We start from the raw sequence: 17,797 nt of genomic DNA, 5'->3' as shown, positions 1-17,797 counted from the left end.
ATGTCATTGCGCATCGCCAACTGCAGCGGCTTCTACGGTGACCGGCTGTCGGCCGCGCGGGAGATGGTCGAGGGCGGGCCGATCGACGTCCTCACGGGCGACTGGCTGGCCGAGCTGACCATGCTCATCCTGGCCGGGAACCGCCTCAAGGGCCGCCCCGGCTACGCGCCGACGTTCCTGGCGCAGCTCGAAGAGGTCCTGGCCACTTGTCTCGACAGAGGCATAAAAATCGTGACCAATGCCGGCGGGCTGGATCCGGCCGGGTGCGCCGCCGCCGTACACGAGCTCGCCGCCCGCCTCGGCCTCTCCCCCAAGGTCGCCCACGTCACCGGCGACGACCTCATCGGCCGCGACCTGGACCTGACCAACGCCGACACCGGCGAGAAGCCGCCTGCCCCGCCCCTGACCGCCAACGCCTACCTGGGCGGGCGCCCGATCGCGGCGGCCCTGTCTGCGGGCGCCGACATCGTGGTGACGGGCCGCGTCACGGACGCCGCCCTGGTGACGGGCCCCGGCATCTGGCGGTACGGCTGGCGGCCCGACGACCTCGATCCCCTGGCAGGCTCGGTGGTCGCGGGCCACATCATCGAATGCGGCTGCCAGGCCACGGGCGGCAACTACGCGTTCTTCCAGGACGTACCGGATCTGGCGCACTGCGGTTTCCCCATCGCCGAGCTGCACGCCGACGGCTCCTCCGTGATCACCAAACACCCGGGGACGGGCGGCCTGGTCTCGATCGGCACGGTGACGGCCCAGCTCGTCTACGAGATCGCCGGGCCGCGCTACCTCGGGCCGGACGTGGTGGCCCGCTTCGACACCATCACGCTGTCGGACGACGGCCCCGACCGGGTCCGCGTCTCGGGCGTACGCGGTGAGCCGCCGCCCGGCACGCTCAAGGTCGCGGTGAACTACCTGGCCGGATACCGCAACACGATGACGCTGGTGCTGACGGGCCTGGACCTCGAGGCCAAGGCCCGCCTGGCGGAGGAGGCGCTCTGGGCGAGGATCCCCCGGGAGTCGTTCGACTCGGTGGACGTCACACTGGCGGACGGGGGGCTGTTGCGGATCACGGTGATGGACGCCGACCAGCGCCGGGCCGGCCGCGCCTTCTCCTCGGCCGTGGTGGAGACGGGGCTGGCCAGCTACCCCGGCTTCTACGGCCTCACGCCGCCGGGCAACGCGTCGCCGTACGGGGTGTACTGGCCGGTCCTGGTACCGGCCACGGAGGTGCGGGCTCGCGTCTTTCTGGACGGAGAGGAGATGTCACCGCCCGTGGACGACGAGCAGGCGCCATCGTTCGCGAACCATGAGGAGATGCCGACCCCCGCCCCTTCACTCGCGCGACCACGGTGGGCCGACGACGCGGGGCGGCCCCCGGCGCCCGCCACAGACGACCAGCCCACTGTCCGCACACCGCTGGGCCGCATAGCGGGCGCCCGCTCCGGAGACAAAGGCGGCAACGCCAACCTGGGCGTCTGGGTCGACACGGCGGAGCGATACGACTGGCTGGCGGCGTACCTGACGACGGACCGCCTCAAGGAGCTCCTCCCCGACCTGGCCGCCTACCGGATCACCCGCTACGAGCTCCCGAACCTCCACGCGCTCAACTTCGTCGTCCACGGCCTGCTGGGCAGGGGCGTGGCGGCGAGCCCCCGCATGGATCCCCAGGCCAAGGCCCTCGGCGAGCAGTTGCGCGCCCAGCCGATCGACGTGCCGGCGACGCTGCTGCCCTGAGGGCGCAATCCGCCTGCCTGGTCTCAGTCTGTAGTCGTACAGTTACGACGGGATGGCCAGTGAGGAGAAGGAGATCAACGTGGGCAAGCACGAAGACCCCAAGAGCCCCAAGGACGAGCCGTTCAAGCCCGATCTCGGAAGCAACTTCGACCAGCTGCGCAAGCCCGGCGGCTCACACGCCGAGGATCCCGAAGACGGCCAGAAGTAATGGACGACGACACCATTCAGCGGATCGAGCGACTGATCGATCACGCCGACGTGTGCGGGGACATCGGGCAGCCCGTCAAGGCGGCGATCCGCGCGGTGCCCCGCCACCTGTTCATCCCAGCCGTGGCGCTGGCCGCCGCAGACGAAGACGAGCCGTTCATCATCGACCGTGATGCCGATCCCGGCCGGTGGTGGGAGACCGTCTACTCCAAGCACTCGATCGTCACCCAGCTCGACGACGGCAAGACCGATATCAGGGCCGCGTCCAGGCAGTACACGTCGTCGTCCTCGGCTCCCAGCACAGTCGCGCACCTGCTGGAGCTCCTGGACCCCGACCCTGGCAATCGGATCCTGGAAATCGGCACCGGCACCGGCTGGACAGCCGCCCTGCTGTCTCACCTGGTCGGTGAGCAGGGCAGCGTGACGTCGATCGAGGTGGATGCCGCCGTCGCCGAGCGAGCCGCCAAGAACCTCGCCGCCGCCGGGGTGCAGCCGCACCTGATCACCGGCGACGGGGCCGACGGCCTGCCTGACGGCGGCCCCTATGACCGGGTGCATGTCACCTGCGGCATCCACACCGTGCCCTACGCCTGGGTCGAGCAGTCCCGGCCCAGTGCGGTGATCGTGGCTCCGTACTGCCCCGGCTTCGGCACCGACCACGCGCTTCGGCTGGTGGTCGGTCCGGACGGTACGGCGACCGGCCGCTTCCCGGGGTTCGCCTCGTACATGATGATGCGCTCTCAGCGCCCAGCCGAACTCAGCGACGTCGACCCCGCATCGGCTCGTGAGTTCCAGACCAGGATCGATCCGCGCGCCATCGCCCACGCCTCTGCCGGAGCCGACTTGGCGATCTCGGCGCTGACCGGGCTCCGCTCGGCCACCTACCGGCGTGATGACTTCTTCCGCATGTGGGTGATCGGCGGCAGCGACCAGTGGGCGGCGGCGAGCTGGGAACCGAAGCGTGAGGAGTACGAGGCCTTCCAGATCGGCGACCGTGCCGTCTGGCAGGAGGCCGTAGACGCTTACTTCCAGTGGGTGAGCTGGGGCGAGCCCGGTCGTGACCGCTTCGGAATGACGGTCACCGCCGAGGGCCAGCGCATCTGGCTGGACACACCAGAGCGTGTCGTGGGCTGACCAAGCAGGATCCCGGACACTCGTGGTGACCGGTAGCGCGGCGTTCGCCGACCGCACTCAGCAGTTCATGCGTGGTCCTCGTGGGCACGCCAGCCCAGGAGGCCCGCGCCCATGAGGCCCGCGTGGACGCCGAGGGCGGAGGCGCGCAGGGCGGGCGGATGGCGGAAGGCGAGCAGGGCCGACAAACGGGTGCGGAGGGGTGTGATCAGGGTGTCGCCCGCCAGCGAGAGGCCGCCGCCGATGACGACCAGGGCGGGGTCGAGCAGCAGGGTGTACGTCGCCAGGGCCAGGGACAGCGCCTCCACTGCCTCGTTCCACACCTCTGTTGCCTGAGCGTCGCCCGTCGCCACGCGGGCGACCACGTCGGCGGCGGAGTCCTCGCCGCAGCGGGCCGCGATGGCCGAGGCCGAGGCGTACGCCGCCAGGCAGCCGCGCTGGCCGCAGGCGCAGAGGACGCCGTCGGGCCATACCGGAATGTGGCCGATCTGGCCCGCCCAGCCGGCCGCCCCGCCGTACAGACGCCCGGACAGGACCACCGCGCCCGCGATACCCGTGCCAATGGGGAGATACAGCACATCTCCGATGCTGGAGCCGGAGGGCGTGTCCGTGCTGGTAGTCGAGCCCATGCGGACGTCGGCGTTCGTGCCCCTTCCGGAGCCGTACGCCAGTTCGGCCTCCCCCGCCGAACGGACGTCGTGGCCGAGTGCGACCGGCAGGCTCACCTGGGCGAACGCCTCCATGGGGACGTCACGCCAGCCGAGGGCGGCGGAGAACACCGCGTGCGTCGCCGTCACCAGCCCTGGCACGGCCAGCCCCACCGCGACAGGCTCCAGAACACCACCGTCCGAGCCGACCCGGCGCGGCCGGGACAGGTCCGTGACGAAGGCCGAGATGGCGGCGATCACCCGTTCCGGGCCCTCGGCGCGCGGCGTGGCCCGGCGTTCCACATGAAGCAGCGCCCCGTCACGGCCGACGAGGCCGCCCTTCATCGTCGTCCCACCCACATCAACCGCCACAACACACTCCACACTCCCAGTAAATCGTTTTGAACGAGCAGCCGGGAACCAGCAGGATGTCCGCCATGAACCCGCGCCTGCTCTCCCTGACCGACCTGGACGACTGCACCCGGCTGGCCCAGGACCGCGACTGGCCGCCCGAGCGGCACAAGTGGGGGCTGCTGTTCGAGGTCGGCGAGGTGTACGGGATCGACGCGCCCGACGGGGACGGCCTGGCCGCGACGACCATCCTGACCCGCTACGGCCACGACCACGCCGTGATCAGCATGGTCCTCACCGCCTCCAGATACGGCAGGCAGGGGCTGGCGGGCAAGCTGATGGAGCACGCGCTGCAGCAGGCGGGAGACCGCGTCGTCGCACTGCACGCGACCGAGAACGGGCGCCCGCTGTACGAGCGGCTCGGCTTCCGTACCGTCGGCAGGGTCGCCAAGCACACCGGCGTCTTCCGGGGCGAGCGTTCCGGAAGGACCCGGCCCGCCACGGCGGAGGACCTCGACGCGATCCTGGCGCTGGACGCGGAGGCGTTCGGCACGGACCGGTCGGCGCTGCTGCGCCGCATGTCCGGCTTCGGGGAGCAGGTGCGGGTCGCCGAAGGCGGTTTCGGCCAGGCGTGGCGCAACGACGACAACGTCGTCATCGGCCCGGTCGTGGCGCGGGACCAGGAGACCGCCGAGGCGCTGATCGGCGACCTGGCCCTGCACGTAGGCGGCGTCGTGCGACTGGATCTCGACCTGGCCAAGGACGGCCTGGTCAGGTGGGCGGGTGAGCACGGCATCGGCAACCCGTGGCAGGTCTCGCTCATGGTGCTGGGCGGCGAGCTCCCCGGCGACAGGAGCCGGCAGTTCCTGCCGTTCATGCAGGCGCTCGGTTGACCGCTCGAACAGGGGTCTCATAGGGTACTAGAACATCATTCTACAAAAGGGCGGCGATGACCTCCACCCACATCGACGTCGGCGCCATCGACTTCGGCTCGCTCGGCTCCTGGATGGACGCCCAGGGCCTGCCGGGCGGCGTCATCAGCGGCGCCGTCCCGGTCCTCGGCGGCACGCAGAACGTCATGGTCCGCTTCGAGCGCGGCGGCATCCCGTACATCCTGCGCAGACCTCCCCGGCACGCGCGGCAGAAGAGCAACGAGGTGCTGCGCCGGGAGGCGCGGGTGCTCGCGGTGCTGCGTGACACGCCGGTGCCCGCGCCGAGGCTGGTGGCCGCGCAGACGGCGGACGAGCCGGTCTTCTACCTGATGGAGCCGGTCGACGGGTTCAACCCGTCGACCGGGCTGCCGGAGCCGCACGCCTCCGATGCGGCGATCCGGCACCGGATGGGACTGGAGGCGGCGGCCGCGCTGGCCGAGCTGGGGCGCGTCGATCCGGCCGCGCTGCCCGGCTTCGGCCGGCCCGACGGGTTCCTGGAACGGCAGGTGCCGCGCTGGCTCAAGGAGCTCGACTCCTACGGCCGCCTCGACGGCTACCCCGGACCCGACATCCCCCATCTCGCCGAGACGGCCGAGTGGCTGGAGCGGCACCGGCCCGCGACGTTCACGCCGGGGGTCATGCACGGCGACTACCACTTCGCGAACCTGATGTTCGCCCACGACGGCCCGCGCGTGGCGGCGATCGTCGACTGGGAGATGTGCACGATCGGCGACCCGCTGCTCGACCTGGGCTGGCTGCTGGCCACCTGGCCGTCGAACAACGACCACGTCCCGGGCCTGCCGCAGCCGGGCGAACTCGTCGCCTACTACGCGGCGCTGTCCGAGCGCGACCTGTCGGCCATCGCCTGGTACGCCGTGCTGGCCTGCTTCAAGCTGGGCATCGTGCTGGAGGGCAGCCATGCCAGGGCCTTCTCGGGCCAGGCGCCCAAGGACATCGGCGACCTGCTGCACGCCACCACGCTGGCCCTGTTCGCGAGAGCCCAGGAGTTCATGGGGGGACTTCTCGACCGTCCCTAACTACCTATTTTCCTAAAACGATCACATATATCCGCCCGAGTCGTACAATTGCGCGCAATTGCAATACTCGGGGAAGGATAGTCATGCGCATGCGGTTCCTCGGCTCCACATCGGAGGCGGGCGCCTGCCCCACCCTGTACGAGACGGACCGGGGCACGATCGTCATCCAGGGCCTCGAACTCACCGACAAAGAAGCGCTCGCGGATCTCCGCGACGTGCTCGACGGCGAGACGGCGGTGGAGGTTCCCCGCGAGCTCATCACCGAAATAGCCCGCCGGGTCCTGTCCGATACTCCGGTAACCGCTTTCCCAAGCGGTGACGGGACACCCTTCGCGACCGATTGATCACAATTGCAAACCGGGTCTGGCATGATCCACGCAACCCCGTCTAGCCTCAGGCGGTGACGTCGTTTCAGCAGGCGCGCATCGACCTCGGCAGCCAGCTACGCCAGTTGCGCGAGACCGCTCACCTTTCGGGCAAAGAGCTGGCCGAAAGGCTGCGATGGCAGCCGTCGAAGGTGTCGCGCCTGGAGAACGCCCGGCAGACCGCCACAGAGGACGACGTGGTCGTCTGGGCGGCTGCCGTGAACGCGCCTCCGGATACGGCCGACGACCTGATCAGGCAGTCCATCGCGCTGCTGGAGCGGCACGACGACTGGAAACAGCGGCACCGCAGCGGCCTGGCCGCGCTCCAGGAGGACATCCGGGATCTGGAGGCGCGCACCAAGCTCTTCCGGGTGTTCGAGCCGTCGATCGTGATCGGGCTGCTGCAGACGTCCGAGTACGCCAGGCACGTGTTTCGCAAGGTCAAGCGCCTCTACAGCGCCGCCGACCAGATCGACGCGGCGGTCCGGGTACGGATGCAGCGCCAGGAGATCCTCTATGACCGCAGCCGCACGTTCAGGTTCGTGGTGACGGAGTCGGCGCTGCGCACCCGGATCGCCCCGCTCGACGTCATGCACGGCCAGCTCGACCGGCTGCTGGCGGTCAGCACGCTGCCGAACGTGGAGTTCGGGGTGATCCCGTTCACCACCGAGATCCCCTCGTCGCCGATCAACGGGTTCTGGATCTACAACGAGGCCATGATCGGCCTGGCCACCATGACGAAGGACCTGGTGCTGCGGGACCCCGACGACATCGCGTTCTACGTGCGGGCTTTCGAGGACTACGCCAAGTGCGCGGAGTTCGACGAGGGCGGCCGGGACGTCATCATCAGCATTCTTGACGATTATCGAAAACAATCCTCACATTAACCGCCGCAATTGCTTGCCTCCCGCCACAAGATCGTGCAATTCTGTCGCGGAGACGTTGCGGAGGTGACGCATGATGCTTGATACCGCGCTCAACCTTGAGCAGTTCGCGTGGTACGCGGGTCGCCACGCCGACCTGGCGGTACAGAACCTCGCTCTTTCCAGCGACCCCGCCTATGTGTCGGTGCGCAATCGCTTCTCCACCACCCTCGCCGAGACCGTCACCCTCTCCGAGAGTGGAAGTTTCATCACCTCGTGGGGCTACCGGCTCGGCACGACGGACGACGTCGAAGGTGCCGCCGCCCGCCTCGCCTTCCTCCTGGCCGCGCTGCCGGCCTAGGTCCTTTTTTTAGGCCACCTGGGAAAGCGCCTTCCTATGTGAAGGCCGTCGGCTCTATGCCGGCTTCTCTGGCCGCCGCCGTACGCGCGTGGTCCAGCAGGCGCGCGCGGGTCAGGACCTCCGGATGGAGGGTGTAGCGGATGATCAGGCCGTCCAGCATGGCGTCGATGCGTTCGGCCGAGGCCGCCGGGTCCGCGCAGCTGAACTCGCCCGACTCCGTGCCCTCGGCGAGGACCTGGGTCAGGGCCGCCAGCCAGGCCGATTCGAGGTCCAGCATGATCTCACTGACCGTCGGCTCGCGGAGGGCGGTGTTCCAGGCGTCGATCCACAGGAGCCAGCTCTGGTCGGAGCGGGACTCGGGGATGTAGTAGCGCAGGACTCGGTCCAGGCGGTCGATCGCGGTGCCGGGGCCGGCCACCAGCTCCGCCAGGCGGCCGCCCTCGATGTCGAGGGTGGCCCGCAGCATGGCGGTGATCAGCTCTTCCTTGGTGGCGAAGTGATAGTGGATCAGGCCGCCGCTGACGTTGATGGACTTGGCGATGTCGGCGATCCGGGTGTTGGCCAGGCCGCGCTCCAGGACCACCTTGCGGGTGGCCTCCAGGAGCTCCGCCCTGCGCTGGTCAGCCTGCTCGGCCCGGCTCGTCCTCCGCACCGGGCCAGCCTATCGGCCTTCAGCAGCCCGCTTTGTAGAGCACCTTCTGGATCTCGGGGCTGTTCAGGTTCTGCTTGGTGACGATCGTGGCGTCGGTCGGGATCGAGGCGGTGACCTGCTGGCCCTTCACCGCGGCGACGGCCTGCTCGACGCCCTTCGCGCCGATCTCGCCGGGCAACTGGGCGATCAGGGCCGACACGACCCCGTCCTGGAGCTGCTTGACCTGTGCGGGACCGGCGTCGAAGCCGACCATCTTCACCTTGTCCAGCTTGCCGGCCTGCTGGAGCGCGGAGCCGGCGCCGGTGGCCGAGTTGAGGTTGGTGGCGAAGATCCCGGCCAGGTCCGGGTCCTTGGCCAGCGCGGCGTTGACAATCTTGGAGGCTTCGCTGACGTCGTTGTGCGAGTACTGCACACCAAGGTAGGAGATCCCCGGGTGGCTCGCCTTGATCTCCTCCTCGAAGCCCTTGATCCGGGCGTCCACCGAGCTGACGCCCGGGTCGGTGGAGATGACCAGCGCCTTGCCCTTGTCGCCGATCTGCTCGGCCAGCGCCTTCGCGGCGGCGGCGCCGCCCTTGACGTTGTCGCTGCTGATCCTGGACAGGCCGATGCTCGGATCATCGACCACCGTGTCCACTAAAATGATCTTGATGTCCTGCTGCTTGGCCTGGGTGAGCGGCGCGATCAGCGCCTTCACGTCGGTCGGCGCGATCAGTATGGCGCTCGGCTTACTGGCGATGACCGAGTTGACGATCGGCGTCTGCAGCGTCGGATCGAACTTCTGCGGCCCCTGTACGTCGAGCTGCACGCCCAGCTCCTTGGCCTTGGCCTTGGCGCCACACGCCATCGTCTCGTAGAACTCCTCCCCCGCCAGGCCCTGGATGAGCGTGACCTTGATGGGGCCACCCTGGGTTGTCGTCCCACCACCACAGGCCGCGACGGTGAGCAACAGCGTCGCGAGTGCCAAAGCCTTGCGCATGGTCGTCTCCTTACTGGTCGCGCCTGCCGCGCTGCCATTGGTCGACATAAACGGCGGCGACGAGCACAGCGCCCACCACCACCTGCTGCCAGAACGGCCGCACCCCGAGAATCTGGAACCCGTTCTGCAGCACCACCGGGATGAACACCCCGATGACCGTCCCGACCACGGTCCCGACGCCGCCGAACAGCGAGGTCCCGCCGATCACCACGGCCGCGATGGCCTGGAGGTTGTCGGTGGAGTGGGCGGAGACGCCGGTGATCCCGTACTTGGCGAGCGACAGGTATCCGGCGAGGCCCGCCAGCAGCCCCGCCAGGCCGTACACCCTGATCAGGTGCCTGTTCACCGCCACGCCGCCGCGGCGGGCCGCCTCGGCGTTGGAGCCGATCGCGTACGTGTGGCGGCCGAAGCGGGTGCGCGCCAGCGCGAGGGCGAGGACGGCGGTGATCGCGGCGCAGATCCACGCGATCTGCGGCACGCCGAGCCAGCGCGCCAGCCCCAGGCCGAGGTTGAGGTCGCCGGGCGCGCGCAGGTCCACGCCGCCCGTCAGCAGCAGCGCGCCGCCGAGCGACATGCCCAGCGTGCCGAGCGTCACGATCAGCGCCGGGATACGGCCCTTGGCGACCAGGAAACCGTTCAGCAGGCCCCAGACCAGCCCGGTCAGTACGGCGGTCGCCGCGCCGAGCAGGAGCGAGCCGGTGGCCTCCATGATCTTCGTCGCGGCCACGGCCGAGAACACCAGCACTCCGCCGACCGACAGGTCGATGCCCGCCGTGATGATCACGTACGTCATGCCGGTGGCCAGGAGCAGCAGGATGGCGGCGTCGCTGACCAGGTTCAGCAGGTTGAAGGAGGTGGCGAAGCTGTCCGGCCGCAGCACCGAGAAGGTCACCAGCAGCAGGGCCAGCACGGCCGCGATCCACACCACCTGCCGGTCCCGCAGCCGCACCCGGTCCATGGCGTTCACCTGCCGTTCTCGTGCTCGATCGCGCCCGTCATGGCGCCGACCAGGTCCTCCATGGACACCCTGGCCGTGTCGAACCTGGCCACCCGGCGGCCCAGCCGCAACACCTCGACCCGGTCCGAGACGGCCTTCACGTCCTGCATGTTGTGGCTGATCAGCACGACGGCCACGCCCGAGTCGCGGACGCCGCGGATGAGGTCGAGCACCCGCTGAGTCTGCAGGACGCCCAGCGCGGCGGTCGGCTCGTCCATGAACACCACCCGCTTGGCCCAGGTCACCGCGCGCGCGACCGCGACGCCCTGCCGCTGCCCGCCCGACAGCGTGGAGACGGGCGCGACCTGTGACTTGAGCTGGACGCCGAGCCGTTCACAGGCCTCCTTGGTACGGCCGCGCATGGCGGCGTTGTCGAGCACGCCGAGCCGGCCGAGCAGGCCCGGTTTGAGCAGTTCCCTGCCGAGGAAGAAGTTGCCCGCCGGGCTCAGGTCCGGGCAGAGCGCGAGGTCCTGGTAGACGGTCTCGATCCCGGCGCTCCTGGCCTCCTCGACGGACCCGAACGCGACCGGCTCGCCGTCCACGGCGATCTCCCCCGAGTCCGGCCGCTCGGCGCCCGAGAGGATCTTCGCCAGCGTGGACTTGCCCGCTCCGTTGTCGCCGATCAGCGCCACGACCTCGCCGGATAACAGGGTGAAGTCCGCGCCACGCAGCGCCTCGACCTGGCCGTAACTCTTGACGATCCCGCGGGCTTCCAGCAGCGGTGCGGACGACATAGGACTATCAAGCGCCGGGGCTGACATCGTTGTCAATCCCCGATCTTCGCGACTGCCAGCTACGTCTGCCAAGATTTGATCTAGAAGAGAGGAGTCTCGACATGACTATGGACAACGCCGGAATACGGCGATTACTCGCGGACTCGGGGGAGCAACGCGGGTGGGTGTCACCGAGGACGGACCTGGTCACCGCGCTGCTGGGGGTCTGGTTCGGCATCGGTTTGATGATCGACGCGTGGGCGCACACGAACCTGACGCAGCTGGAGACGTTCTTCACGCCGTGGCACGCGGCGTTCTATTCGGGGTTCGCCGCGGTCTCCGGCTGGATCATCTGGCAGGTGTGGCGTAACGTCCGGACCGGCCGCCAAGGGGTAGCGGCGGTGCCCACGGGCTATCTGGCCGGGCTGCTCGCGATACCCGCGTTCGCCGTCTTCGGTCTCTTCGACCTGATGTGGCATACCTTCCTCGGCATCGAGACCACCATCGACATCCTGTTCAGCCCCTCGCATCTCGGGCTGATCGTGACGATGATGCTCATCATCACCACCCCGCTCCGCTCCGCGTGGAACGCCCCCGACCTGGGCTCCCGGCCCTCCCTCGGCCGGCTGCTCCCGGCGCTGATCGGGCTGGCGTTCGCCACCACGCTGGTGTCGCTGTTCCTGGGGTACGCCGACTCCCTGCAGTGGAGCGCGCGGGGCATCGTCGAGGCCTTCTCCGCCGTGGAGGGCACGCGTGCCGACCGGCTGGCAAGCGCCATGGTCATCAGCAACGTCGTCACGCTCGCCCCCGTGCTGCTGCTGGCGCGTCGCTGGCGCCTGCCGTTCGGCAGCGTGACCATCCTGCATGCGGTGGGCATCCTGATGTCGGGCGCGCAGACCGCGTTCGAGAACCTGCCGGTCCTGCTGACGTTCGTGGCCGCCGGTCTCGTGAGCGACCTGCTGATCCGCTGGCTGCGGCCCTCGGGTGGGCGACGGGGGGCTTACTGGGCGTTCGCCGGGTTGTCGGGGTTCCTCACGTGGTCGATGTACATCGGGGCCGCTTCGGTGGCGGTCGGCGGGCTGCCCGCCGTCCCCGAGCTGTGGACCGGCGCGCCGATCGTGGCCGGGCTGATCGGGCTGGCGCTCGGGGTGCTGTTGCTGCCCAACGCGGTCACCGCCGAGCCGGCTCCGCTCAGTGGGGCCGCTGCCGAGCGGGTTCTGTCCGGCGCGGCCGCTGCCGAGCCGGTCCCGCCCAGCACGGTTAGTGCCGAGCCGGTTCCGCCCGGCGCGGCCGACGCCGAGGCCGTTGCGCCCAGCGCGGCCGACGCCGACCGGGCATGATCCGAGTCCTCCGGGTCCTCTGTCTCGCCGCCGTCCTGACGCTGGCGGGCGCCGCTCCGGCCGCCGCGCACAATGTCACAGCCGGAGCGGATCTGCGGATCGCCCAGACGATCGCGGGCGCGGAGCTCACGATCGTGATCAAGGGGACGAAGCGGGTGCCCGGGCCGCTGCAGATCGGTGTCATCGCCTTCCAGCCGGTGACCGACCTGCCGGTCGGCCTGGAGGTGCGCTCGGTCGCGGACGGCCGTACGGTGACGGGCGTGGCGCGGGCCGCGCGGGACCCTCAGTACATCCAGCTCAAAGTGGACACGACCGGCCCGCACGAGCTCACGCTGCGGGCCGGGAACGAGGTCGCCGTGGTGCCGTTCCGCGTCCTTGTGGACCGCGGATCGGCCGGAGAGCTGCTGATCTACGGCGGCCTGCTCGTGGCGGCCCTGCTGATGGTGGGTGGCCTGCTCAGCGGAGCACTGGCCCGTCCAGGTCCGGCGATGCTGCTGGCCGGCGGCACCGCGATCGGGCTGACGGTAGCCGCCATGGCCGTCATCTTCGAGCCGATGCTGCCCGCCGCCCCGCCCGACGGCGCCGCGCCCACGGTGGCGGCGACTGCAGGGGCGACTGTGGGGGCGGCGGCCGGGGCACAGGCCGGCGGGCGCCCGTTCGTGCAGAGCCGGGTGGTGACGGCCCCGGCTCACCCAGCCTCCGGAGCGGAGTTCACGCTGCGGTTCGACCTCATCGACGGATCCACCGGGCGGCCCGTGGACGATCTCACCCTGCACCACGAGGCCCTCGCCCACGTGATCGTGACCAGCGAGGACGGACGCTACTTCCGCCACGTACATCCGCTGCGCACGGCACCAGGGCGGCTGGAGGTAAAGATGCGAACCGACCGGCCGGGCCGGTATCTGGCCTATGCCGAGATGGAGCGTGAGGATTCCGGCGGGCAGCTCGTCACCGGGGAGTTCCGCGTCGGCGGCGACCCTGTCGCGTCCGCCTCGTCTGTCGTGGCGGAGACGCCCGTTGGGGCCGCCCCGCCGGTCCTGCGGCCCGCCGTTCCCATCGCGGGCCGCCCGACGACGATCGAACTCGGCACATCAGGCACCGTACGCCCCTGGCTGGGCATGACCGGCCATCTGATCGCACGCAGCCAGGACGGCACCTTCCTCGGCCACGTGCACGAGATGGGCTCGCCCGGCCCCCGGCTCAGCTTCACCTTCAGCTTCCCGTCGGCGGGACGGTACTTCGCCTGGGTCCAGTACGCGACCGCCGACCGCATCGTGACCGTGCCCTTCACCGTCGACGTCACGGCATCGGGGAGCCCGTCGTGAGGCGGGACGTCACGGTATCGGGTAGCCCGTCGTGAGGCGGGCGGCCGTGGCCGTCGCGGTCCTCACGGTGGCGGTGACGGCGTTCCTCATCGTGGGCAGGAGCTCGGTCCCCGACCCACTCCGGCTGACCACGAGGGGAGCGCGCTACACCGCCACCGTCGTGATCGACCGGCCGACCACGGGACGCGTCTCCGTGGACGTACGGATGACTTCGGGTGACCCGGACGGCGTGGCCGTGTCCGCGGTGATGCCCGCGATGGGCCACGCCATGCCGGAGATCACCGCCAGGGAGCCGGAACCCGGCCACTTCGTCGCCGAGGGCGAGCTGTTCCCGATGACCGGCGTTTGGGAGCTCTCGATCCGGCTGGACGGGCCCGCTGGCGAGGAGACGCTGACCGTGAACGCGCCGATCACCGGCTGACCGGCGCGCGATCGGTCAGCATGGCGCGAGGCCCTGGAAGACGGTCTCGATTCCGGCGCTCCTGGCCTCCTCGACGGACCCGAACACGACCGGCTCGCCGTTCACGGCGATCTAAATCCTCAGCGACCGCATCGGCCATACCAACCCACGGGCGTGAAGAGCGCGGAGGCGACGAAGTCGCCGCCACCGGCCCGTCGGGTTCACCCTTACGGGCGGGGAGTGCACTCGTTAGCAAGCTTGGCCAGGCACCGGAATGCCCCCAACAGGCGTGGAGCACCGCCTACGTCAAGGAGGACGGCAAATGGAGGATGGCGGCGTCGGAACCGTACGGTTTTCTTCTTACAGTCCCTTGGGGCATGTCTTCTTCTGCCACCGGACTCTTACGTGGAATGTGGTGGCGGGGATGCGGGTTCCAGAGTGCGGCTGAACCAGATGGTCTTCCCCATACCGCAGGGGGCCAGTTCGTACCGCCATTCGTCCGTGAGAGCAGCCACGATCGACAGGCCGCGGCCATGGTCTGAATCGTGTCGGACCGTGAGACATCGAGGTCGTCCAGCGCCCTGGTCATAGACGTGCCCGGTCACCGCCTCGGGGGTTAGGCCCAAGCACAGCCTGATCGGCGGGGCTCCGTGGATCAGCGCATTGGTGACCAACTCGCTGATGACCAGAGTGATGTCGTCGATCAGGTCGTGCTGATTCCACGAGGTGAGGGTGTCGCGGACCAGATCGCGAGCCTGCCCGATGATGGCTGGATCATCAGGCAGGTCCCAGTGCAGGGCCTGCTCGACATGCACGGGGCTCGCCGTCAGGCCGTCCAGGGACCACGTCGGCGGATGGTAGAGGCACTTGGGCGCAGCATCTGACCTGCGGAAAGACCTACGGAAGCGCTTGAGGAAGCTGAGCGTGAACGCCATGGACACGTACCGTTCAGTATCGGTGACTGTGAATGAATGCACTGGTAGCCCCCGTCAGGCATACGGGCACCACGGGGGCATCCGCGTGCCCAACGACGGGGCCCGCCAGCGTCTATGGGCGCGGGTTGTGGGCGAGGCAGGCGGCTCCGCGCCCTATCTCCCTGCCAGTGGCGGGTAGCAACTCGGCCAAGGGGCGACTGCCCAGTTCGTGGTAATGGGCGGCGAGCCGTTCCGCCGCGGCCTGCACAGTGGCGGCGTACGTCCAGAGCGGCGTGGGGCGCCCACGGGCGTTGGGGACGAGCCACCAGAGCCGAGTCCCGTCGGTGTGGACCAGTAGGCCGATGTAGATCGAGATGATGACCTGGTCGTCTCGTAGCGGCAGGGCGAACGCAGGGATGTTGTGCTGGCGAGCAAGGGTCTGGATGAGCTCGGCGGCGCGCTCCTGCGCGAGTGATGAGGTCGGCTGCGCGCCCACAGGTTGGACGGTGGGCTTGTGGGCGTTCACGTTCTTACCTCGCTCTCCGGGTGGGTTGGCCCTCACCAGAATGACGATCGCGAACAGAGAGTGACAGCAGAATCACCCCACAGGCACACCACACTCTTTGTAGGCTCGCTGCGTATCTATTTCAGCGCGGAGAGTTACGATCGGAGGTCCGTGTCCAGAACAGAGGAGATTGACCCGGACGAGAGCCCACGAGCCGCGTTCGCCTACCTCCTGCGGCGGCTCCGCACCACGGGCGGGCTGACACAACGCGATCTGGCCGACCGGCTCGGCTACTCCGAAAGCCAGATCGGCATGATCGAGCAGGGTCGGCGCCGCCCGACGCAGCACCTCGCCGACCTCCTCGATACCGAGTTCGGCGTCGAGGACTTCGGCCAGCTGTACGTGCGCACGACCTGGGCCGGCAGCCCCGAACATTTCCGCGCGTGGCTCGATGAGGAGCAGGAGGCCACAGCGCTACGCAGCTGGGAGCCGATGCTGGTAACCGGGCTCCTGCAGACCGAGGCCTACGCGCGCGCACTGTTCGCCGCCGAGCCCGGGATCACCCCCAAGGAGGTGGACGAACGCACCGAAGCCCGCATGCGACGTCAGAGGGTCTTGACGAGGGACAAGCCGCCGACGGTCACCGCCATCATGGACGAGGGAGTCCTGCGCAGGCCGGTCGGGGGCGCAGAGGTGATGCGCGACCAGCTCGCCCACATCCTGGAGCTGGCTCAGCATCGCCAGATCTCCGTACAGGTCGTGCCGTACAACGCCGGGGCATACGCGGGGCTGCTTGGCGGACTGATCATCGCCGAGCGACACGGGACACCATCGACGGTGTATGTGGAGTCGCAACCACACGGACGAGCTTATGAGGATCGGGCCATTATCTCCGGCGTCCTGCGGCGTTACGATTGCGTCCGCTCAGAGGCCTATCCGCACCATCTATCGTTGAACATCATCAAGGACGTGATGACGCATGGCCCACATTGACGCCCCCGACCTCCAGCACGCCGAATGGCGAAAGAGCAGCCACAGCGGCGGGGACGGCGGCAACTGCGTAGAGGTCGCCACCAACCTGCCAGGGGTGATCGCGGTCCGTAACTCCCGGCACCGCTCCGACCAACCGTTGGTCTTCACCCCATCGGAGTGGACCGCCTTCCTCGCAGGCGCCAACGACGGCGAATTCGACATCGCCTGATCGAACGCTGTAGGCGACGGGGAACCTGGACTCCAGGTTCCCCGACCGCCGGCTCCGCCCCATGATTCGCGTGCGATAAGAGGGATGGAGCATGAAGATCACCCTTGAGGCTTCCCCGCCTGCGAGGCGTCACGGTTCCGTCCAGGCAGGCGGCGCCGGTGATGAAGTCGGCGACCAGTTGCCTGCGGTACGGTGACAGCTTCAGCAGCACACGAAGCGAGTCGTGACCCTTCCCAGCACGCCTTGGCTTTCTTGAACCCGCGTAACCGCCGCCCGAGGGCGGCCCTTCACGAGGGAAAGATCAGGCCATCTTCTTCTTGAGAGACTGTCAGGCCGCTTCATCGACCTGGAGAGCAAGTGCCGGAGGTAGCGCTGACATGGGCCGCAGCCGTCATTTCCGATCAACGTCTGTCATCGTTATCCTGCCTCGGACGGCCCAGAGACGGCCCGATACCGGCGGACCCAGTAGTTCCGAGCCGGTCTGATCTGATGGTGGCCGAGCCTACGCAGGCCGCCAACGGGGCCCAGGGATTCCCCTTTACCCTGGCCTTGGGCGCGGGCACTCCTTGACGACCAAGCCGTGGCCCAGGCACTGTGCCGTCCTTGCCCGCAGGGCGCGTGGGGCGGCCGGTTAGCCGCGACCGCCCTGACAACGAAGAAGGGACAACCGCGAGCCCGTGGAACCCCGCCCACCCAGCGCGACAGCTGGGCACCCACGCTAACCACAACGCGAAATCAAACCTTCAGCCGAACACACGAAGCTCGCGAAAGATCGAGGCGCTAGAGCCCACTACGACCGGCGACGCGTGCGGGTGCTCAACGTAAGAAAGTACCCCTTCGGCTGTTTCTGACCCGTAGCGCCGCGTCATCCCCGGAATGCGGGAACGCCGCCAGGGCTGGATCCTCAACATCTCCCCCTCGCGGCCCGCCACCCGACGTTCCCGCCCGGCCCCACCCCGGCTTCGGCAGCATGGTGTACGGCATATGTGAGGCCGCCCTCGAACGCTTCACCACCGGCCTGGCCGCCGAACTCTATGCCGACGACATCGCCTACACAGGCTGAATTCGTAGGGTCGGTCATGTGTTCAAGGGGTGTTCGATTATCAGGCCGGTCTGGGCGAGACAGCCGTCGAGTAGGTGGGGCCG

The 17,797-nt window shown here is 69.0% G+C and carries 20 protein-coding genes; 13 read left to right on the top strand and 7 right to left on the bottom strand.

Going from position 1 to position 17,797, the window contains the following annotated elements:
* The 3 genes from AB0F17_RS39770 to AB0F17_RS39760 are packed head-to-tail and all read left to right on the top strand — an operon-like array spanning position 1 to position 3,075.
* A complete protein-coding gene (locus tag AB0F17_RS39770) occupies positions 1 to 1,734 on the top strand; it encodes an acyclic terpene utilization AtuA family protein (protein ID WP_358033928.1) in 1,734 nt (577 codons plus the stop codon).
* A gap of 52 nt (positions 1,735 to 1,786) precedes the next feature.
* Positions 1,787 to 1,942 (top strand): hypothetical protein, encoded by a 156-nt coding sequence (locus AB0F17_RS39765; RefSeq protein WP_358033925.1) that lies wholly within the window; start codon positions 1,787 to 1,789, stop codon positions 1,940 to 1,942.
* Complete coding sequence (locus AB0F17_RS39760) at positions 1,942 to 3,075, top strand: methyltransferase domain-containing protein (protein ID WP_358033922.1); 1,134 nt, start codon at positions 1,942 to 1,944, stop codon at positions 3,073 to 3,075. The genes AB0F17_RS39765 and AB0F17_RS39760 overlap by 1 nt, the downstream gene beginning before the upstream one ends.
* 65 nt (positions 3,076 to 3,140) lie before the next feature.
* On the opposite strand, the gene AB0F17_RS39755 is transcribed toward AB0F17_RS39760, so the two are convergent.
* Positions 3,141 to 4,091 carry an ROK family protein gene (locus AB0F17_RS39755; RefSeq protein WP_358033919.1) on the bottom strand — a complete coding sequence of 317 codons (951 nt, stop codon included), beginning with the start codon at positions 4,089 to 4,091 and terminating at the stop codon, positions 3,141 to 3,143.
* A gap of 65 nt (positions 4,092 to 4,156) precedes the next feature.
* Here AB0F17_RS39755 and AB0F17_RS39750 point away from each other — a divergent pair, with 65 nt between their 5' ends.
* From AB0F17_RS39750 to AB0F17_RS39730, 5 genes are all read left to right on the top strand, one after another.
* The gene (locus AB0F17_RS39750) at positions 4,157 to 4,963 is read left to right on the top strand and encodes a GNAT family N-acetyltransferase (RefSeq protein ID WP_358033915.1); all 807 of its coding nucleotides are present in this window, start codon (positions 4,157 to 4,159) and stop codon (positions 4,961 to 4,963) included.
* A gap of 56 nt (positions 4,964 to 5,019) precedes the next feature.
* Complete coding sequence (locus AB0F17_RS39745; protein ID WP_358033912.1) at positions 5,020 to 6,039, top strand: phosphotransferase family protein; 1,020 nt, start codon at positions 5,020 to 5,022, stop codon at positions 6,037 to 6,039.
* An 83-nt stretch (positions 6,040 to 6,122) separates the two neighbouring features.
* Entirely contained in the window at positions 6,123 to 6,383 is a 261-nt protein-coding gene (locus tag AB0F17_RS39740; protein ID WP_358033908.1) for a hypothetical protein, read from the top strand.
* Positions 6,384 to 6,439: 56 nt separating this feature from the next.
* Positions 6,440 to 7,291, top strand: a complete 852-nt coding sequence (locus AB0F17_RS39735; protein ID WP_219529548.1) for a helix-turn-helix transcriptional regulator — start codon at positions 6,440 to 6,442, stop codon at positions 7,289 to 7,291.
* Positions 7,292 to 7,361: 70 nt separating this feature from the next.
* Positions 7,362 to 7,628 carry a hypothetical protein gene (locus tag AB0F17_RS39730; protein WP_358033905.1) on the top strand — a complete coding sequence of 89 codons (267 nt, stop codon included), beginning with the start codon at positions 7,362 to 7,364 and terminating at the stop codon, positions 7,626 to 7,628.
* Between the two features lie 34 nt (positions 7,629 to 7,662).
* Here AB0F17_RS39730 and AB0F17_RS39725 read toward each other — a convergent pair whose 3' ends face one another.
* The 4 genes from AB0F17_RS39725 to AB0F17_RS39710 are packed head-to-tail and all read right to left on the bottom strand — an operon-like array spanning position 7,663 to position 10,987.
* Positions 7,663 to 8,280 carry a TetR/AcrR family transcriptional regulator gene (locus AB0F17_RS39725; protein WP_358033903.1) on the bottom strand — a complete coding sequence of 206 codons (618 nt, stop codon included), beginning with the start codon at positions 8,278 to 8,280 and terminating at the stop codon, positions 7,663 to 7,665.
* A gap of 19 nt (positions 8,281 to 8,299) precedes the next feature.
* Positions 8,300 to 9,256: an ABC transporter substrate-binding protein gene (locus AB0F17_RS39720; RefSeq protein WP_358033901.1), complete on the bottom strand. Its 957-nt coding sequence runs from the start codon at positions 9,254 to 9,256 to the stop codon at positions 8,300 to 8,302.
* A 10-nt stretch (positions 9,257 to 9,266) separates the two neighbouring features.
* Positions 9,267 to 10,214: an ABC transporter permease gene (locus AB0F17_RS39715; protein ID WP_358034357.1), complete on the bottom strand. Its 948-nt coding sequence runs from the start codon at positions 10,212 to 10,214 to the stop codon at positions 9,267 to 9,269.
* 5 nt (positions 10,215 to 10,219) lie between these two features.
* The gene (locus tag AB0F17_RS39710) at positions 10,220 to 10,987 is read right to left on the bottom strand and encodes an ATP-binding cassette domain-containing protein (RefSeq protein WP_358033899.1); all 768 of its coding nucleotides are present in this window, start codon (positions 10,985 to 10,987) and stop codon (positions 10,220 to 10,222) included.
* A gap of 101 nt (positions 10,988 to 11,088) precedes the next feature.
* On the opposite strand from AB0F17_RS39710, the gene AB0F17_RS39705 reads away from it, so the two are divergent.
* The 3 genes from AB0F17_RS39705 to AB0F17_RS39695 are packed head-to-tail and all read left to right on the top strand — an operon-like array spanning position 11,089 to position 14,052.
* Positions 11,089 to 12,306, top strand: a complete 1,218-nt coding sequence (locus tag AB0F17_RS39705; RefSeq protein WP_358033897.1) for a hypothetical protein — start codon at positions 11,089 to 11,091, stop codon at positions 12,304 to 12,306.
* Positions 12,303 to 13,631: a hypothetical protein gene (locus tag AB0F17_RS39700; RefSeq protein WP_358033895.1), complete on the top strand. Its 1,329-nt coding sequence runs from the start codon at positions 12,303 to 12,305 to the stop codon at positions 13,629 to 13,631. The genes AB0F17_RS39705 and AB0F17_RS39700 overlap by 4 nt, the downstream gene beginning before the upstream one ends.
* 46 nt (positions 13,632 to 13,677) lie before the next feature.
* Complete coding sequence (locus AB0F17_RS39695; RefSeq protein ID WP_358033891.1) at positions 13,678 to 14,052, top strand: hypothetical protein; 375 nt, start codon at positions 13,678 to 13,680, stop codon at positions 14,050 to 14,052.
* Between the two features lie 380 nt (positions 14,053 to 14,432).
* Here AB0F17_RS39695 and AB0F17_RS39690 read toward each other — a convergent pair whose 3' ends face one another.
* Both AB0F17_RS39690 and AB0F17_RS39685 read right to left on the bottom strand, forming a co-directional pair.
* Positions 14,433 to 14,966: an ATP-binding protein gene (locus AB0F17_RS39690; RefSeq protein ID WP_358034354.1), complete on the bottom strand. Its 534-nt coding sequence runs from the start codon at positions 14,964 to 14,966 to the stop codon at positions 14,433 to 14,435.
* Between the two features lie 112 nt (positions 14,967 to 15,078).
* A complete protein-coding gene (locus tag AB0F17_RS39685) occupies positions 15,079 to 15,471 on the bottom strand; it encodes a hypothetical protein (RefSeq protein ID WP_358033888.1) in 393 nt (130 codons plus the stop codon).
* Between the two features lie 150 nt (positions 15,472 to 15,621).
* Here AB0F17_RS39685 and AB0F17_RS39680 point away from each other — a divergent pair, with 150 nt between their 5' ends.
* A complete protein-coding gene (locus AB0F17_RS39680; RefSeq protein WP_358033885.1) occupies positions 15,622 to 16,443 on the top strand; it encodes a helix-turn-helix transcriptional regulator in 822 nt (273 codons plus the stop codon).
* Positions 16,430 to 16,651, top strand: coding sequence for a DUF397 domain-containing protein (locus AB0F17_RS39675; RefSeq protein WP_358033882.1), 222 nt, complete (start codon positions 16,430 to 16,432; stop codon positions 16,649 to 16,651). The genes AB0F17_RS39680 and AB0F17_RS39675 overlap by 14 nt, the downstream gene beginning before the upstream one ends.
* The last annotated feature ends 1,146 nt before the right edge of the window (positions 16,652 to 17,797 follow it).

Source organism: Nonomuraea sp. NPDC026600, assembly GCF_040638335.1.
Classification (GTDB): domain Bacteria; phylum Actinomycetota; class Actinomycetes; order Streptosporangiales; family Streptosporangiaceae; genus Nonomuraea.
The sequence above is the reverse complement of the archived record's forward strand: the minus strand, read 5'-3'. Positions and strand labels throughout refer to the sequence as shown.

What these genes read in the sequence shown, in the direction of transcription:
- AB0F17_RS39720 (WP_358033901.1), bottom strand. Translation starts at nt 9,256, where the DNA reads ATGCGCAAGGCTTTGGCACTCGCGACGCTGTTGCTCACCGTCGCGGCC.
- AB0F17_RS39760 (WP_358033922.1), top strand. Translation starts at nt 1,942, where the DNA reads ATGGACGACGACACCATTCAGCGGATCGAGCGACTGATCGATCACGCC.
- AB0F17_RS39700 (WP_358033895.1), top strand. Translation starts at nt 12,303, where the DNA reads ATGATCCGAGTCCTCCGGGTCCTCTGTCTCGCCGCCGTCCTGACGCTG.
- AB0F17_RS39730 (WP_358033905.1), top strand. Translation starts at nt 7,362, where the DNA reads ATGATGCTTGATACCGCGCTCAACCTTGAGCAGTTCGCGTGGTACGCG.
- AB0F17_RS39770 (WP_358033928.1), top strand. Translation starts at nt 1, where the DNA reads ATGTCATTGCGCATCGCCAACTGCAGCGGCTTCTACGGTGACCGGCTG.
- AB0F17_RS39715 (WP_358034357.1), bottom strand. Translation starts at nt 10,214, where the DNA reads ATGGACCGGGTGCGGCTGCGGGACCGGCAGGTGGTGTGGATCGCGGCC.
- AB0F17_RS39705 (WP_358033897.1), top strand. Translation starts at nt 11,089, where the DNA reads ATGACTATGGACAACGCCGGAATACGGCGATTACTCGCGGACTCGGGG.
- AB0F17_RS39750 (WP_358033915.1), top strand. Translation starts at nt 4,157, where the DNA reads ATGAACCCGCGCCTGCTCTCCCTGACCGACCTGGACGACTGCACCCGG.
- AB0F17_RS39740 (WP_358033908.1), top strand. Translation starts at nt 6,123, where the DNA reads ATGCGCATGCGGTTCCTCGGCTCCACATCGGAGGCGGGCGCCTGCCCC.
- AB0F17_RS39675 (WP_358033882.1), top strand. Translation starts at nt 16,430, where the DNA reads ATGGCCCACATTGACGCCCCCGACCTCCAGCACGCCGAATGGCGAAAG.
- AB0F17_RS39765 (WP_358033925.1), top strand. Translation starts at nt 1,787, where the DNA reads ATGGCCAGTGAGGAGAAGGAGATCAACGTGGGCAAGCACGAAGACCCC.
- AB0F17_RS39690 (WP_358034354.1), bottom strand. Translation starts at nt 14,966, where the DNA reads ATGGCGTTCACGCTCAGCTTCCTCAAGCGCTTCCGTAGGTCTTTCCGC.
- AB0F17_RS39745 (WP_358033912.1), top strand. Translation starts at nt 5,020, where the DNA reads ATGACCTCCACCCACATCGACGTCGGCGCCATCGACTTCGGCTCGCTC.
- AB0F17_RS39710 (WP_358033899.1), bottom strand. Translation starts at nt 10,987, where the DNA reads ATGTCGTCCGCACCGCTGCTGGAAGCCCGCGGGATCGTCAAGAGTTAC.